This is a genomic window from Salinicola sp. MH3R3-1 (assembly GCF_001937155.1).
Lineage (GTDB): Bacteria > Pseudomonadota > Gammaproteobacteria > Pseudomonadales > Halomonadaceae > Salinicola > Salinicola halophyticus.
Genome location: NZ_MSDP01000009.1, coordinates 57,181 through 72,503, shown reverse-complemented (window position 1 = coordinate 72,503; position 15,323 = coordinate 57,181). Strand labels below are relative to the sequence as shown.

At 63.7% G+C, this 15,323-nt stretch carries 11 protein-coding genes; 8 read left to right on the top strand and 3 right to left on the bottom strand.

Annotated features, from left to right (window positions below; all coding sequences use genetic code 11):
- Nucleotides 1-217: 217 nt before the first annotated feature.
- The 7 genes from BTW08_RS06955 to BTW08_RS06925 all read left to right on the top strand — a co-directional run bounded on the left by BTW08_RS06955 (nt 218) and on the right by BTW08_RS06925 (nt 11,953).
- Nucleotides 218-1,204, top strand: coding sequence for a tripartite tricarboxylate transporter substrate-binding protein (locus BTW08_RS06955; RefSeq protein ID WP_075561799.1), 987 nt, complete (start codon nt 218-220; stop codon nt 1,202-1,204).
- Complete coding sequence (locus tag BTW08_RS06950; protein ID WP_075561798.1) at nt 1,201-1,647, top strand: tripartite tricarboxylate transporter TctB family protein; 447 nt, start codon at nt 1,201-1,203, stop codon at nt 1,645-1,647. Before BTW08_RS06955 ends, BTW08_RS06950 begins: the two co-directional genes overlap by 4 nt.
- Nucleotides 1,647-3,164, top strand: coding sequence for a tripartite tricarboxylate transporter permease (locus BTW08_RS06945; RefSeq protein ID WP_075561797.1), 1,518 nt, complete (start codon nt 1,647-1,649; stop codon nt 3,162-3,164). The genes BTW08_RS06950 and BTW08_RS06945 overlap by 1 nt, the downstream gene beginning before the upstream one ends.
- A 284-nt stretch (nt 3,165-3,448) precedes the next feature.
- Complete coding sequence (locus BTW08_RS06940) at nt 3,449-4,945, top strand: hypothetical protein (protein WP_075561796.1); 1,497 nt, start codon at nt 3,449-3,451, stop codon at nt 4,943-4,945.
- Nucleotides 4,946-4,948: 3 nt separating this feature from the next.
- Nucleotides 4,949-5,890: a hypothetical protein gene (locus BTW08_RS06935; RefSeq protein WP_246837667.1), complete on the top strand. Its 942-nt coding sequence runs from the start codon at nt 4,949-4,951 to the stop codon at nt 5,888-5,890.
- A complete protein-coding gene (locus tag BTW08_RS06930) occupies nt 5,887-10,848 on the top strand; it encodes a hypothetical protein (protein WP_075561795.1) in 4,962 nt (1,653 codons plus the stop codon). Before BTW08_RS06935 ends, BTW08_RS06930 begins: the two co-directional genes overlap by 4 nt.
- Complete coding sequence (locus tag BTW08_RS06925) at nt 10,838-11,953, top strand: Wadjet anti-phage system protein JetD domain-containing protein (RefSeq protein ID WP_075561794.1); 1,116 nt, start codon at nt 10,838-10,840, stop codon at nt 11,951-11,953. Before BTW08_RS06930 ends, BTW08_RS06925 begins: the two co-directional genes overlap by 11 nt.
- A gap of 56 nt (nt 11,954-12,009) precedes the next feature.
- On the opposite strand, the gene cfa is transcribed toward BTW08_RS06925, so the two are convergent.
- Nucleotides 12,010-13,161 (bottom strand): cyclopropane fatty acyl phospholipid synthase, encoded by a 1,152-nt coding sequence (gene cfa / locus BTW08_RS06920; RefSeq protein ID WP_075561793.1) that lies wholly within the window; start codon nt 13,159-13,161, stop codon nt 12,010-12,012.
- Nucleotides 13,162-13,591: 430 nt separating this feature from the next.
- Here cfa and BTW08_RS06915 point away from each other — a divergent pair, with 430 nt between their 5' ends.
- Nucleotides 13,592-13,894, top strand: a complete 303-nt coding sequence (locus tag BTW08_RS06915) for an MTH1187 family thiamine-binding protein (protein ID WP_075561792.1) — start codon at nt 13,592-13,594, stop codon at nt 13,892-13,894.
- A 24-nt stretch (nt 13,895-13,918) separates the two neighbouring features.
- Here BTW08_RS06915 and BTW08_RS06910 read toward each other — a convergent pair whose 3' ends face one another.
- Entirely contained in the window at nt 13,919-14,296 is a 378-nt protein-coding gene (locus tag BTW08_RS06910; RefSeq protein WP_075561791.1) for a hypothetical protein, read from the bottom strand.
- A 53-nt stretch (nt 14,297-14,349) separates the two neighbouring features.
- Nucleotides 14,350-15,255 carry a LysR family transcriptional regulator ArgP gene (locus BTW08_RS06905; protein ID WP_075561790.1) on the bottom strand — a complete coding sequence of 302 codons (906 nt, stop codon included), beginning with the start codon at nt 15,253-15,255 and terminating at the stop codon, nt 14,350-14,352.
- Between the last annotated feature and the right edge of the window lie 68 nt (nt 15,256-15,323).

The window sequence follows — 15,323 nt, the reverse complement described above, 5'->3', positions numbered from 1 at the left end:
GTCGGCGCTAGTTTCGCTTATCGTGCCTGACGACGCGATGGTAAACGTATCGTTCGCCACGGCATTGAACTTTAGTCGGCTTTTTGGCTCGCGCCGTTGACCGTCAACAGGCTTCACCCTAATTTCCGCCCATGGGAACAAAGTTCTACCTTACGAAACTGTAAGGTAGGCGTCAGTATGATGACCAACTCCGCTCCATCAGCGAGGAAAATCAACCATGTTTGCAGCCAGAACAATCAAGTGGGTGGCCGCTGCGGCCTTGGCCCTGACCGCCAGCAGTGCCATGGCGTTCGAGCCATCCGGCAAGGTCGAATGTATCGCTCCGTCCGATCCGGGCGGCGGCTGGGATTTCACCTGTCGTAGCGTGGGCAACGTCCTCGAGGAGCTGGAGCTGGTACCGGCCAGCGTGCAGACCATCAATATGGCCGGCGCCGGTGGCGGCGTGGCGTTCGCGCACACCGTGAGCAAGCGCAAGGGCGACGATCAACTGCTGGTGGCAGCGTCCACGGCGACCACCACGCGGCTGGCGCAGAACCAGTTTCCGGGCATGAATGCCGACATGGTCAACTGGATCGGCGCGGTGGGTGCGGATTACGGCGTGATCGCGGTGTCCAAGGATTCGCCTTACCACAATCTCAACGAACTGATGGACGCGATGAAGAAAGACCCGCGTGCCGTCAAGTTCGCCGGCGGTAGCGCCAACGGCGGCTGGGACCATCTCAAGGTGCTGATCGCGGCCAAGGCGGCCGGCGTCGAGAACCTGCCGCGGATTCCGTACCTCTCCTACAACAACGGCGGCGAAGCGATGACGCAGGTAATCGGCGGTCACGTCGATGCCTTCACCGGCGATATCACCGAAACCCAGGGTTTCCTCAAGTCCGGCGACCTGCGCGTGCTGGCGGTATTGTCCGATGAGCGTCTGCCCGGCGATCTGTCCGACATTCCCACCGCCAAGGAGCAGGGCATCGACGCGGTCGGCCCCAACTGGCGCGGTTTCTACATACCGGCCGATGTCGACGACGATGCCAAGAAGTACTGGGTCGATGCCGTCGACAAGCTCTACGCCAGCGACCAGTGGAAAAAGGTGATGAAGAGCAATGGCCTGATGCCGTTCCACCCGGATTCCAGTGAATTCGAGGCCTTCGTCAAGCAGCAGATCCAAGACATCCAGTCGCTGTCCAAGGAAATCGGGCTGATTCAATGAGCAAGTTCAATGACCGTGTCTTCGGCCTGGTCATGCTGGTGATCGCCGTAGCCTACTACTACGGCGCCACCCAGTTTCCGGTCCCCTTCGGGGGATCGGAAGCCGTTGGGCCGGAGACCTTCCCCAAGCTGTTGGCCGTCATTCTGGCTGTCTGCAGTCTCTACATGATCGTCAAACCTGACGCGGACAACCCCTGGCCGGTCGCCACGACCTTTCTGGAGTTGGGTATCGCCGTCGTGGTGCTGATCGCCTACGCACTGCTGCTGGAGCCGCTCGGCTTCATCATTTCGACCATGCTGGCCGTCGGTACGCTGTGCTGGCGCATGGGCGCGCGTCCGAAGAAAGCGTATCTCACGGGGCTGATTAGCGGCGCGGTGGTATTCGTGCTGTTCACCTATGGGTTGGAATTGCCGCTGCCGCTCGGCCTGCTGGAGATCAACTGATGGAGACGTTGCACTATCTTTCGCTCGGCTTCGGCGTGGCGCTGCAGCCCGAGAATCTGATGTTTGCCCTGATGGGCTGTTTCATCGGTACGTTGATCGGCGCGCTGCCGGGTCTCGGCCCCGCCAACGGCGTGGCTATCCTGATTCCGCTGGCGTTCACGCTGGGCCTCAAGCCGGAAACCGCGCTGATCATGCTGACGGCGGTCTACGCCGGGGCGATGTACGGCGGGCGAATCTCGTCGATTCTGTTGAACATTCCCGGCGACGAGCCGGCAATGATGACCTGTCTCGACGGTTATCCGATGGCCCGCAAGGGCAAGGCTGCCGAAGCGCTGGCGATCTCGGCAATTGCCTCGTTCATGGGGAGTCTGATCGCGACCATCGGCCTGATCCTGCTGGCGCCGTTGCTGGCCCGCTTCGCGCTGACGTTCGGCCCGGCCGAGTACTTCGCACTGTTCGTGCTGGCGTTTGCCACGCTGGGTGGCATTACCGGCAAGAATCCGATGAAGACGCTGATGGCCGCGGCGATCGGTCTGATCATCGCTACCGTGGGCATCGATCTCTCCACCGGTACGCAGCGTTATACCTTCAACGTGCTGGAACTCTACGAGGGTGTCGATTTCATCATCGCCATCGTCGGTCTGTTCGCGGTCTCGGAACTGCTGTTCTTCATCGAAGAGAAGGCCGGTGCCGGCCGCGAGATGATCAAGGTCAACCCGCTCAAGCTCAAGTGGCGCGAGATCGTGTCGATCCTGCCGACCACGATCCGCGGCGGGCTGGTGGGCTTCATCGCCGGCGTATTGCCGGGCGCGGGCGCGTCACTGGGCAGTTTCATCACCTACACGCTGGAAAAGAAGATCGTCGGCAAGAAAGGCTACTTCGGCGAGGGCGATCCGCGTGGCGTGGCGGCGCCGGAGTCCGGCAACAACGGCGCTTCCAGCGGTGCGCTGGTGCCCATGCTGACCCTCGGTGTACCAGGCAGCGGCACCACGGCGGTACTGCTGGCGATGCTGGTCTCGCTCAACATCACCCCCGGGCCGCTGATGTTCACCCAGAACGCCGAACTGGTGTGGGGCGTGATCGCCGCACTGCTGGTGGGTAACTTCATGCTGCTGCTGCTCAACATTCCGCTGGTCGGGGTGTTCGTGAAGATCCTGTCGGTGCCGCCGATGTATCTGCTGCCGATCGTGACCATGGTCGCGTTCGTGGGCATCTACTCGATCAGCCACTCGACCTTCGATCTCTACTTCATGATCGCCTTCGGCGTCGGTGGCTACATTCTGCGCAAGCTGGAGATTCCGCTGGTGCCGGTCATTCTCGGCCTGCTGCTGGGGCCAGAGATGGAGAAAAACCTGCGCCACGCGATGCAGATCTCCGATGGCGACTGGTCGGTCCTGTGGAGCAGCGGTCTCTCCATCGGCCTGTGGGCGGTGGCGATCATCGGCCTGCTGCTGCCGGTCATCGTAGGCCCGATCCTGCGTCGCCGGATGCAGGCGGCAAAGTCCAAGGTTGACTGATCCACGTCGCTAGCCGCGTCAGGGTGACAACCACGCACGCCATGACCCATGCCCCGTTCGGTAATACCGACGGGGCATTTCTGTTTCTCGACCTCCAATCAAAATACCCCCTCACAAAATGATCGGCAGCCAAAATGATCGGCAGCCAAAATGACCCGGGCCGGTAACCTTGGCATAATGCGACGCTTTGGAAAGCGGCGTATCGGCAAGCCGGGTTGCGTCATGCAGACCGCCGGGCGATCGTCCGCCTTTCCTGTATTCGTTGTTCCCCGTCTGGAGTCGACATGACCGCCTGGAACAAGCTGCTGGTCGCGACGACGCGGCTGCTGGATCTACATGACAGCGCCCACGAACCGGGCTCGCCCTTCGTTCAGGTGACTCAGGAACAGCGCCGTGGCCTGCGTGACGGCTACTGGCTCGATCTGGGCTGCCTGCTGCTGGACTATCTGCTCGAAGTCGATTTCGCCACCAACAGCGCCTTTGTCACCCAGCGCCGCTGCCTGGCGCATCTGCGCGAAGATTATCCTGATCTGCCCGCCGACGACCTGAGCTTCGTGATCAATCTACTGGCCACGCCCAGCGAAATTCATTTTCGCCAGTGGCAGGCGCCTCGGGTCGACAAGGATGCCAAGGGCGACGCCAAGGCGGCCTCAGATGCCGGTGTCGAGGTCGATCTCGAGGACGGCGCAGCCTTGCGCGGAGAGCGCAGCAAACGCAGTACCAAGCGCACCGCGCTGATCGAGAAGCAGGGCCAGACCGGTCAGGTCAGACTGACGCCCAGCGGCCGGCAGACCGTCACCCTGGCGAGCCAGGTCGAAGACCTGCTCTATTCCGAGTACGACGCCGCCAAGGTCGTCGCGGCGCTCTCGCGGGGCGACTACGCGCGGGTGCCGGATATTACTCAGCAGATCCTGATGGCGATTCGCGCGCTGACCCAGGAACTGCGGCGGGTGCGCGAGAATCCGACCCACGAGGGCAAGCTCGCCGCACTGCTGGACAACGAGCGTCACTACCACAACGCGCTGAGTACCATTCAGAGCACGCTGCTGAGCGCGCGTTCGCAGCTCTCGACACCCGCGCTGATCGCCCAGTTCGACGGCTGGGCCGAGCAGCAGGACGAGGAGTGGGATCTGCGCATGCTGTCCGGGGCCATCGGTCGGGTATTGAACGCGATCGAGAACCTCTCGCGGCGACTGTCGGAGCTGCTCGCGGATATCGCCGAGGGGCGGATTCAGTCGATGGGCGTGATCGATTTTTCCGGTCTGGCCCACCAGCTGCTGTTGTCCCCGCCGCCCAGACGGCTGCAGGATGCGGTGATCGCACGGATGATGCCGTTGGGGACCGAGGTCGTGATGCCCCGCGTCGAAACGCTGCTGCCGCTGGTCGAGACGCGCCGCGCCGAGCGTAGCGGGGCGGCGCTGGTCTTCGACGAAGCGCGCGACCGGCCCGGCGCCGATCCGCTGCTGGCGCGCTACCTCAAGGTTCAGGGGCCGGCGTTGCGTCGGCGTCTGCGTCAGGCGCCGCTGTCGCTGCCGGAAGCGCTCGGTGAGGGGTGGCATCACTTCGAGACCGGATCGGAGTCGGAAGACGCCGAAATCCTGGACTGCCTGCCGCAGCTGCTCAATACCTTCGTCGACACCCAACTGCTCGACGACCATCTGAGCGTCGGGATCGACGACACTCCCTTCACCATCGACTTGCCGGATGGCCGCCGTATCGAAGGCGCGGTCACGCCGTCGCTACGTCTACGCGAGACCGCTCCCGAACAACAGGAAGTTTGATTTATGAATATGATGGAAATGGGCGAAGTCGTTGCCTACCTGTTGCGTTATCGCACCGCGGAGCGCGTTCCCAGCGGGGGGCGCAAGCGCCGTGCCGCACGCGAAGGTCAGCTTTCGGAGCGTGACGTCTGTGCCTTGATCGACGACGCCCAGGAAAACGAGCGCGAGGCGCTGCGGGATTTTCTCGCCGGCCAAGGGCTGCGTCTCAAGGCGTTCGAATCCGGTGACTATCCCGGTATCGCGCCGGGTTCACGCCTGTTCGCGCTGTTGCCGGACCCGGAGATGGAACAGCCACCGCTCTACACCCGGGAGCCGGTGTTCGAAGCGCTCAAGTTGCGTCAGGAGAGCCGTGCCGAGCTGGCATTGTGGTATCTGCAGCTGTGGCTGCTGCTGCACACGCTGATCTATACCCGCCTGAATCGAGCGCTGTCCGATGTCAGCCGCTACCAGGAAGCGACCTTCGTGACCCGAGAACTGGTCGAACTGGTTCGCGAGCAGCTGGAGACGTTGCGCGGGCTCGGCGAGCGTGCCCCCGCGAACAGCCGAGTGCTGCTCGACGAGCGCGGCGAGGACATCCCGCGCCGGGTCAAGGCGTTCATCGATCTGCTGAGCCGCGCCGGCCATCTCGAGACGGTACGGGAGGCGGCCGACGAGGATGTCTGGCAGCAGACGCTGCTGGGCGCGCTCGAGGCCGAGCAGATCGGCGTCCACCATCTGACGCATCTGATCGAGCTCACCTCCCTCGACAACGTCGACCCGGATTTGGAAGAGGTATCGGCCGCGGACGAAGTGTCAGTGGACGAAATAGCCGCGGAGGAAGCTTCGACGGACGAGCCCGAAAGCGAAAATGAGAACGCCAGCCACGCCGCCGACATGTTTGACTCGCCGTCGGAAGAGAACACTAGCGAATCGACGGACGAGAATGCCGAGGAGGAACGCCGGTGAGCGTGATCAACCGTATCGAAATCGCCAATCTGCTCAACAAGCACGGCGATATCGCGTCCCCCTGGGAAGCCAAGATGCGTCATCTGCTGCTCGACCTGCGGGGGCAGTCGAGCGCGATCAGCATGGAAAACGGCTTCGGCAAGACCACCATGGCCGAAGCGCTGATCGGCATGCTGTCCCGGGATCGCCAGCTGCTGACGCGGACCCGGCGCAAATGCTCGCCCTCCAAGGTCAACGGTGAAGGACGCAGCTGGACCCATTTACGGGTCGAGTTCCGCGCGCAGGACAGCAGCCAGCAGGATGACATGCTGGCGGCGGCCGGCGAGGAAGTCGCCGGCGAAACCTTCGTCTTCGGCATGTACGGCTACAGCGATGGCAGCGGTCTGGTGTTCTACCACTACCCGGGCAAGCTCTCCGACGTGCCGGTGCATCACATCACCCGCGACGGCAAGCTGGCGCTCTACGCCAACGCCGATTTCCAGAGCGCGATGCGGTCACAGAGCGTAACCCGCGCCCACAACCGCGAAGAGTGGCTGGAAGCGGTCGGCGTGCATATCTCCCGGCGCGAGCTGGCGCAGCTGGCAGCGTTCCAGAAAGAAGGCGGCGCCGACAAGAGCCAGATCTTCAACGCGATCAAGCCGCGGGCCGGCGAAAAGGCCGACCAGGCATTCTTCTACGAAGTGCTGGCCCCGCAGGTGCTGTCCGGGGCGACGCGTGGCGAGACCGACGAGGAAGAGGAGTTGATCGAGGACGTCATTCTCAACTCCGGCACCCGGATCACCGAGCTGCGCCATCGGCTGGCGGAAGCCGAGAGCGATCAGCGCCGTGCCGACGAAAAGGTCGAACGACTGGCAACGCTCAACGACGAGGGCGAAGGGCTGCTCGAGGCCCGCCGCCAGCTCAGCGGACTGGACGCGGCGCTGCTCGACGCCGAGCGTCTGCTCGGCGGCCAGGCGCTTGCGCCGTTGGCGGGGCTGCCGGGTTTTGCCGACAGCCAGGCGCGTGACGAGCTGAGCCGCGAGATCGCCGACAGCATCGCCGGCTTCGCCTGGGCGACCGGCGATACCGAGCGGCCCCGGGTCTCGACCTGGCTGCTGGCGAAACTCTCGCGTCAGGCCGAGCGCAACGTGCGTCAGGCACTCTCCGAGCGGGGTGCCCGCGTCGATACGTACCGTCGGCTGGTTCACCTTCCCGAAGCGACCTGGCTCACGGCGCGAGATATCGGTCATGTGTCGTTCGATCAAGCGCGGGCCTGGCTGGCGGACAGCCACGCCTTCAGCGACGACGCCGCGCGCTATCGCGCCCTCGGCGTACTCGACGACGCCGCCGAAGTGTTCGAGGGGCTGGATGGCAATCGCTTCCGCGAAGAGGTGATCGCCGATCGCGAATATCGCCGCTCGTTGCGGCTGGACGCCGAACAGCTCGACGAAGAGGTCGAGCGTCTGGAGCAGGAGCGCGAACAGCTGGAGTCGCGCCAGCGCGATTTCATCGATAACCAGAGTGTCTATACCCAGGCGCTGGCCGAAGGCCTCTTCACCGAGATCGAGCTGGAATCGCCCGAGGCCACACGAGACGCCGCTCAGACGGCGCTGACCGAGGCCCGCAAGGCGCATGCCGATCATCTCGGCCGCATGGGCGAATTCAAGCAGCCCGCGCAGTGGTACCAGGACTTCATCGCCGAGCATCCCGATACCTCGCCCGACGTCCTGCTGGCCTCCAAGCATGAGCAGCAGGAGGTCCTCGAAGCGCAGCTCGAGGAGTGGAACGCCCAGCGCAGCGCGCTGGACGCGCAGCGCGAATCGACGCGAGAGGCCCTGCAGGCACGCCGTGAACAGCGCCATCGTCTGGAGGGTGAGATGGCGCCGCTGGCGGCGGGACGCGATGCGTGGCAGGCGTTCGCCGAGCAGTGGCCCGAGCAGTCACCGGTCGGTTTCTGGAGCGAGCGCAAGAGTGTCCTGGCCGAATGCGAGCAGGCGCTGGCCGACGCGAATCGTGCCCAGAGCGATGCCAAGGCGCGGCTGGCGCGGCTGGAACCGCTGAAAGACGCCGCCGAACGCTACCGGCACTGGCACGGCGACGCGTCGCCGGTGCATCTGCGTGACACGCTCTATCGCGAAGCGCGCGAAGGTCAGGACCGACGCCATCAGCTCGATCAGCAGGTGCAGCAGTTCGAGACGCTGGAGCGAGCGCTGAGCGAGTTCCGGACGACCAGCGACCAGCCTCCCACAGCCTGGCTCAAGGATGCCAAGGCGCGCTATCCGCGACTGTTGCGCGAACGGGAAACGCTGACCGGGGCGATCGAGGCCCGGGAACGCTATCTCGAGAGCCTGAGTGGCGATCCGCTGGCTCGTCTGGCCTCGGAGACCGAAGCTCGCCAGTGGCTGGAAACCCGCGAGATCGAATTTCGGCCGCTACACGAGGTGCTGGCCGGGCTCGAGGCGGAGGATACTCGGCGCCGCGACTGGCTGGCCCAGGCCGCGGGCCAGCTGTTCGCGCCGGTGGTCGAAGGCGAGGCACAGGCACGGGAAGCGTCGCAGTGCCTGATCGACGCCGGCTGCGGTGTGCCGGTGCTCGAAGCCCAGCGTCTACAGGCGACGCTGGCGCGCGGGGAGCTGCCGTTGGGCGCCGTCCAGGGGGTCGAGACGCTGGCGGTCAAGGCGGCACTGGACCCGGCCTATCTCGCCGCGCTGCGGGACGAGACCCAGCAGCGGTTGTCGGTGGACCGTGAACGCCAGCTGGCGCTGGAAGAAGAGATCCAGCGGCTCGACCCGCACGGGGAACGCTTCCGACTGGCGCTGCAGGCCGAAGAGGCCCTGCAACAGGAGGCCGAAGTGCGCCTGGCGGCGCTGGAAGAGCAGCGCGAGCGTCTGGACACCGAACTCGAGGCATTGACCCCGCGGCTCGGTGACGCCGCGATGAAGTCGATCGACGACTTTCAGCGATTCCTGGAGGAGGGCGGTGAGCCCGCTCTCGAAGCTGCCGCCCAGGCCAGCGAGCATGCCGCGGAACGCATCGAGACGCTAAGTCCGCAGCGCGAGCAGGCCGCGCGTGAGCTGGAAAATCACGGCGAGCTGTGGCTGCGCGCGGAACGCTTCGCCGGTGCCGGCGGTATCGAGCGCCTCGGTGAGATCGACGCCGGTCTGGAGACGCTGAGCGAAGAGCTGGCCGAACATGACGAGCGCTTCGCCGAACTGACCCTCCAGACCGAAGAGGTGGAGACGCGTCGTGAAACGTGTCGCGAGCAGTTGAGCCAGCTGTTCGGCGATGGCGAGCGTGAGCGTCTGCGGCGGTTGGCGGCGTTCGTCGCCGAGGACGGCCCGGCATTCATGCACGACGCCGAGACCCGCGAAGCGGCACTGAGTTCGGCGCTGGCCCACGCCAGTCGGCGCGCCGATTTCGATTTCGCGCGAATCCGCAGCTTCCTGCAGGTACGTGACGATCAGGGCGGCAATCGCACGCTGGAGCGCGATATCGGTCGCCTGAAACAGACGCTGAAGGAGACGCGCGAGCGGCGCAAGAGCAACGGTCGCGAGCAGAGCGAACTGGAAAGCCGACTTGCCCGCCACCAGCAGGCACTCAACGTAGTAGATCAGTTCGCCGTCGCCTGGCTCGAGGTGCTGCGGCAACTCCCCGAGGGCTGGTACGAACGGGCCAGGGCCGACGGTCAGGCCGGCTGGCCGGCGGATGGCGACGATGCCCCTCGTCTCGACGCCGCACTGGCGGAATGGCGGCGCTGGCTGGCTGCGCCGTTGGAGCACGCGGCGGCGGACGCCAAAGAGGGCGACAAAGAGGGCGGCGGCAAAGACAACGATGTCGCGGTCTTCGAGCTGGACGCCTTCGAGACCTGCCAGCAGACCCTGCTCGAGGGGCTGGGCAGCCTCAATCTCGGCGAGCGCTCGCGCAATCGCGAACGCCAGGCGCGGGATGTGACCGCGCGTGAGAAGGCGTTGGCGATGTCGCTGGAGTCGGCCAGCGCCAGCCGGCTATTCAACGAGACGGAGCGCGCGCGACTGGGCACGCTGGAAGGCGTCAGCGTGGAGGCCCTGGAGTCGTTGCGCGGGCTGCACCGTCAGCTCGACGTCCAGCTCGACGATCACCGCCAGCGGGTCGCCCGGCTGCAGGCATCGCGGGTCCAGATCGAAGACACCCTGGTCGAGCGACTCAGTTCGATCATCATCGATGCGGCCGGCAACCTGGAGATTCTGCGTCGAGTCGCGCGGCGCTCGAGTGGCGGTGGCGCCTATTTCGAAGTCAAGGCCGACCTGATCGCCGACGATTCGGTCCGGGAGCTGATCCAGCAGCTGCTGGCGGACATCGACGCGCATCTGGCGGTACAGCGCCGTCGGCTCGAGCAGGCCGGCGACAATGGGCAGGCGAAAAGCGGACGCGACGACGATCTGACCCGGCAGATTCGCCGCCGGATCTACCGCGGGCTGTTCCGCGACGTCAGTATTCGTCTCAAGCACGATGCGATTCGCCCGCACGGTCGCCTGTTCTCCCTCAACGAGGACATGTCCGAGGGTCAGCGCGAGGCGATCTCTCTGATGTGGCTGGTGAAGCTGTCCGAATTCGCCATCGAGCGCGAGCTGCGGGAACTGCCGGGACATCACAAGCGCCGCGCCCGGGCCAGCCGCGAGAGCGTCATCGTTCTCGACGGGCTGTTCTCGAAGCTGTCGCATCGCCGCCTGATTCAGGATTCGCTGGAGTCGTTGCGCAATACGCGGGGCCGATTCCAGATGATCGGCCTGATTCACAATCCCAACTATGAAAACGATCCGAGCATCTTCCCGACCTATCTGGTGGGTAGCGTGATCGGTGGCCAGCAGGGGCAGGGCGGCCACGTCATCGTTCGCGAGGGGCGTGCCGTGTCGCCGGAAGAGTCAGGGCGTGGGGCCGGCGAAGCCAGCCTGTTTGGGATTCACGTGACCCGGGCAAAGGAACCTGCCGATGAATCGTGATCGGCAGATGCTGAATCCGGTAGCGTTGGCGCTACTTGAGGATCTGGAGTCCACATGGCGAAAGACAGCGCGCTTGGAACAGACGCCACCCAGAAACAAGGCTGATACGCTCGCTAAACGCCTGCTCAGGGAAAATGTTTGCCGCTCGCTACGTGAAGGCCGTCAGCCGCTCATTGAGCTCTACCGTTGCGGCTTTATTAGCTTGCCTCAAGGGGGCGGCGAGACGGCACTGTCTCCACTGAATGGGCTGAATCCTCTTGTTTGCCTTACAGAGGCTCATGTTGCTGACTTGCAGGACGCCATGGAGGCTGCAGATCCGGCCTTATGGTTGACGGGGGAGCAAAGGCGAATATGGAATCGGGCTCTGGATGGCCCACTCGGGGATTGGTCATTGGAGGAGCAGCGCCGTCTCTCCGAAGGATTGCGGCGTCTGGCAAGCGATGCGCCGGAGATATACGAGCTGACGGCCTTCCAGGCTAGCGCGCGTTATCTATTGGGGAGCAGCAAATTACTAGGCAGTTTCCCGCTTCTCGCGCGAGCATTCGGCATCGACACCAACCGGTTTGCTCGTCCGGTAGTGCGCGTGCTGATTTCGTCGCCTGATAATCCTGATTCGTTATTACTGATCGAGAATCCGCAAAGCTTTGACCAAGCATGTCGGTGTGGGCTGGATCGACGTGTCGCCCTAGTCTGCAGCTTCGGCTACGGTCTCTCGTTGGCGGAAGCGCTGGATCGCCCTGATGACGTTCGTTTGATTGGGGACGGTCAATCGACACCAGGTTTATCTGACCTGCTCGCGCTCCCTCAGCCTTCGTACTGGGGTGATCTGGATCCTGAAGGGTTTCGCATCTACCGACGCTTGAAGCACTCGATACCGGAGTTAGCGCTTTCCGCGCTTTACGATCCGATGATCGATGCCATGGCCGCGGGAGTCAGTCATCCTTTGAGCCAGGCCACCGGCAAACGTGGGCAGGTGGGGGCGGAAAAGGCGCGTGGACTTGATCAGGAATATCTCGAAGACGGCGTGATAGGAGTACTGGCTGGGCAGACGATTCTAGATGCCAGGTGGCCTGGCCACTTGCGTGACGACCCAGAGAGAAGGTAACGAAGGCCCGCAGTTGCGGGCCCTCGCATGTTGCTGGTGGTTGGCCTGCCAACAACTCAACGTGGTGAATCGTAACGTCCGCCGCGGCCGTTGGAGTAGACGACCTGCCACAGCTGGATGTCGCGCGCCCGGAAGGCGCCCGCGCAGGAGCCGAGATAGTAGAGGAACATCCGCTTGATGCGCTCGCCGTAGTTGTCGGCAATCTCGTGCCAATGGGCGAGCAGATTCTCCTGCCAGGCCATCAGCGTGGTGTCGTAATCGGGGCCGAAATTCTGCCAGTCTTCCATCACCAGCTTGCCTTCGCTGGCGTCACCGATCTGCTGAACCGATGGCAGAATGCCGTTGGGAAAGATGTACTTGTTGATCCACGGATCGATGCTGACATCGTTGGTGTTGGAGCCGATCGTGTGCAGCACGAACAGGCCACCCGGCTTTAACAGGCGCTTGACTGTATCGAAGTAGGTGGCGTAGTTGCGCTGGCCGACATGCTCGAACATGCCGATCGAGACGATGCGGTCGAACTCGCCGCTGAGCTCGCGATAATCCTCGAGAAGGATCTCCACCGGCAGCCCTGCGCAGCGTTCGCGCCCGAGCTTGGCCTGCTCTTCGGAGATGGTGATCCCGGTGACTTCCACCCCGTAGTGACGGGCGGCATGCTCGGCGAAACTGGCCCATCCGCAGCCGATGTCGAGCACCTTCATGCCGGGCTCGAGACCGAGCTTGCGACAGGCCAGGTCGAGCTTGGCGACCTGGGCCTCGTGCAGGGTCCGGGCTTCCTTCCAGTAGCCGCAGGAGTAGCACATCGTCTCGTCGAGCATGCGGGTGAAGAGGTCGTTACCGAAGTCGTAGTGCTCCTTGCCGACGATGTAGGCGCGAGCCTTGCTCTGCAGGTTCATGAAGCTCGACTGCAGCTTGTAGACGACGCGTTCCTTGGTGGTATGCGCGGCGCCGCCAAGGCCATGGCGAAGCAGCCGGTGGATCATCTCGTCGATACGATCGCACTCCCACCAGCCGTCCATGTAGGCTTCACCGAAACCGATGGAACCCTGGCGGATGACTCGCGAGAAAAGGTCCGGATGATGAACGCGAATGTCCCAGGGCTGATTGCCGTTGAGAGTGACACCGGAACCTTCGAGCAATGTCTCGAGGGTGTGACGCGCGCGCGTATCGGGTAATGCAACGGGGGCGATTGCCGTGTTACTGGTCATGGTCGTTCCTAGCGAGGGGCGCAGCGCGTTCCCCGACCGCACTCTGGTAACGCGCCGTTCCAACGGCGAAGAGTGGTCTGATGACTTGCGGTTTGGACCGCATTGACGCGTGATATCGGCCATCTTCACTCGCTCGTAACGGCTAGAATAATCGAGCTACGGCGGCGGAAACGTGGTGCACCACGGTCCCTGTTCCCTTTGTTAGCGTTGTTTACATTGCGTGCTAACGGCTTTCTCGTCAATAAGCCTGCCGCTATTAGTGCGATAGTTTAGCGTCGTATGGTCGATCTTGCGTTCAAAAATCGACTCGGGAGACGGCTCGTGGCTGAATGGACGAGCCGTAACGGCTTCGCCTTGGAAGCCGCTTGGCAGCGATGTGCCGGACTGCGGCAGAATCGCCGAAACAGGGATGACTCAGAGGAGTTCGATAATGCACGTGATCGTCGATTTATGTGTGGTACCGCTGGGCGTGGGCGTCTCGGTCTCCCGCTACGTCGCCGAGTGTCAGCGGCTCATCGAGAATTCGGGGCTTCACCATCGCATGCACGCCTACGGCACCAATATCGAAGGGCCGTGGGACGAGGTCATGGCGGTCGTCAAGGCTTGCCATGAAGGCGTGCACGCCATGGGTGCCCCGCGCATTACCACCACGATGAAGATGGGAACCCGTACCGACCGGGAGCAGCACATGGACGACAAGATCGATAGCGTCGAGGGCCTGCGCCGAGTTTAGTCACGGTGTCACAGCCGGTCGTCATCAGCGGCAGCGGATGGTCCAGGTGGCCTTGTAGCCATCCCCTTCCTGGGTGGCGGCCTGGAGCTCGGTGTCTTCGTCGACCGTGGCGCCCTGGGGCGAGGTGCGGGTATCCGTGGTCGATGGCAGCCCGTCGCTCGGCCCCGTCATCCGCTGTTCGAGGATATCGAATTCGTCACGCTGGTGAGCCTGGCACTGCGCCAGGGCGTGCGCGCGGGCATTGTCCAGCGCCTCGTCCTGATCGTCGCCCAGGCCGGTCACGGTATTGTTGCCCGCCGTCCGATCAAGCGGTTGGCTGTCGCTGGCGCAGCCGGCTAGCGTGGCCAGGGTGAGCAGACCGGCCAGGGTGATCCATGTCGAGGTCTTGGGCGTTCTTGGCATATGTCACTCTCTTTCATCAAGGCATGCAAAGCCACTCGCTGAGGCGCTGACCGTCAGTCGATCGTGGCGAGTTCTTCCGGAACGTTCAGCCAGTCGTCACTGGCGGTAATCAGGTGTGCCGTCAATGCATCGAGCAGTTCTCCGCCGTGGCGCCAGTAGTGCCAGTACAGCGGCACGTCCAACGGATGTCGCGGGTCGAGATCGACGAGCCGACCCGACCGCAGATGGTCGGTAGCCTGACACTCCGGAATCAGGGCGTAGCCGATACCGGCGAGCGCCATGTGCAGTACGCCCTCCGAAGAGGGGCAGAGATGATGGGGAAAGGGCTCCTTGAAGCCATGGGCATCGAGATAGCGCTGATGTAGAAGATCATCCGGCCCGTAGAGAATCGCGGGGGCGCGTTCGAGGGCCTGGCGGGTCGTGCCCTCGACGAAATGCCGCTTGGCGAAGGCGGGGCATGCCATTACCCGGTAGCGCATGATCCCCAGGGAACGAGCGCGTGCGCCCTGCACTGGACGCGCGGTAGCACAGATGCAGCCGGCGACTTCGCCATCACGCATGCGGCGCAGTGCCACTTCCTGATCGTCGACCACCAGGTCCAGTAGCACGCCGCGGCGGTGGCAGAAATCCCCCAGTGTCGGCGCCCACCAGGTCGCCAGGCTATCGGCATTGATGGCCAGGCGGAGTCGCTGTGTGCCCAACCCCAGAGCGGGAATCTTGTCGAGCAGATCGTGCTCCAGCAGGCGGACCTGCTGAGCGTGATTCAGCAGCCGTTGCCCCAGTGGCGTCGGCAGCAGGCGCGGCGCGCGCACCACGACGGGCTGGCCTAGCCGGGCCTCCAACAGTTTGATGCGCTGCGACACCGCCGACTGGGTCAGATTTAACTGCTGTGCGCCGCGGTCGAATCCGCCCTGATCGACGATGGCCGCCAGGGCTTCCAGAAGCTTGTAATCCAGCATCAAATTTTCTAATGCCTCATTAGCATGTTCATTTTTATTAATAGTCGATTTGGCGAGATGATGCGAGT

What these genes read in the sequence shown, in the direction of transcription:
- BTW08_RS06955 (WP_075561799.1), top strand. Translation starts at nt 218, where the DNA reads ATGTTTGCAGCCAGAACAATCAAGTGGGTGGCCGCTGCGGCCTTGGCC.
- BTW08_RS06950 (WP_075561798.1), top strand. Translation starts at nt 1,201, where the DNA reads ATGAGCAAGTTCAATGACCGTGTCTTCGGCCTGGTCATGCTGGTGATC.
- BTW08_RS06945 (WP_075561797.1), top strand. Translation starts at nt 1,647, where the DNA reads ATGGAGACGTTGCACTATCTTTCGCTCGGCTTCGGCGTGGCGCTGCAG.
- BTW08_RS06940 (WP_075561796.1), top strand. Translation starts at nt 3,449, where the DNA reads ATGACCGCCTGGAACAAGCTGCTGGTCGCGACGACGCGGCTGCTGGAT.
- BTW08_RS06935 (WP_246837667.1), top strand. Translation starts at nt 4,949, where the DNA reads ATGAATATGATGGAAATGGGCGAAGTCGTTGCCTACCTGTTGCGTTAT.
- BTW08_RS06925 (WP_075561794.1), top strand. Translation starts at nt 10,838, where the DNA reads ATGAATCGTGATCGGCAGATGCTGAATCCGGTAGCGTTGGCGCTACTT.
- cfa (WP_075561793.1), bottom strand. Translation starts at nt 13,161, where the DNA reads ATGACCAGTAACACGGCAATCGCCCCCGTTGCATTACCCGATACGCGC.
- BTW08_RS06915 (WP_075561792.1), top strand. Translation starts at nt 13,592, where the DNA reads ATGCACGTGATCGTCGATTTATGTGTGGTACCGCTGGGCGTGGGCGTC.
- BTW08_RS06910 (WP_075561791.1), bottom strand. Translation starts at nt 14,296, where the DNA reads ATGCCAAGAACGCCCAAGACCTCGACATGGATCACCCTGGCCGGTCTG.
- BTW08_RS06905 (WP_075561790.1), bottom strand. Translation starts at nt 15,255, where the DNA reads ATGCTGGATTACAAGCTTCTGGAAGCCCTGGCGGCCATCGTCGATCAG.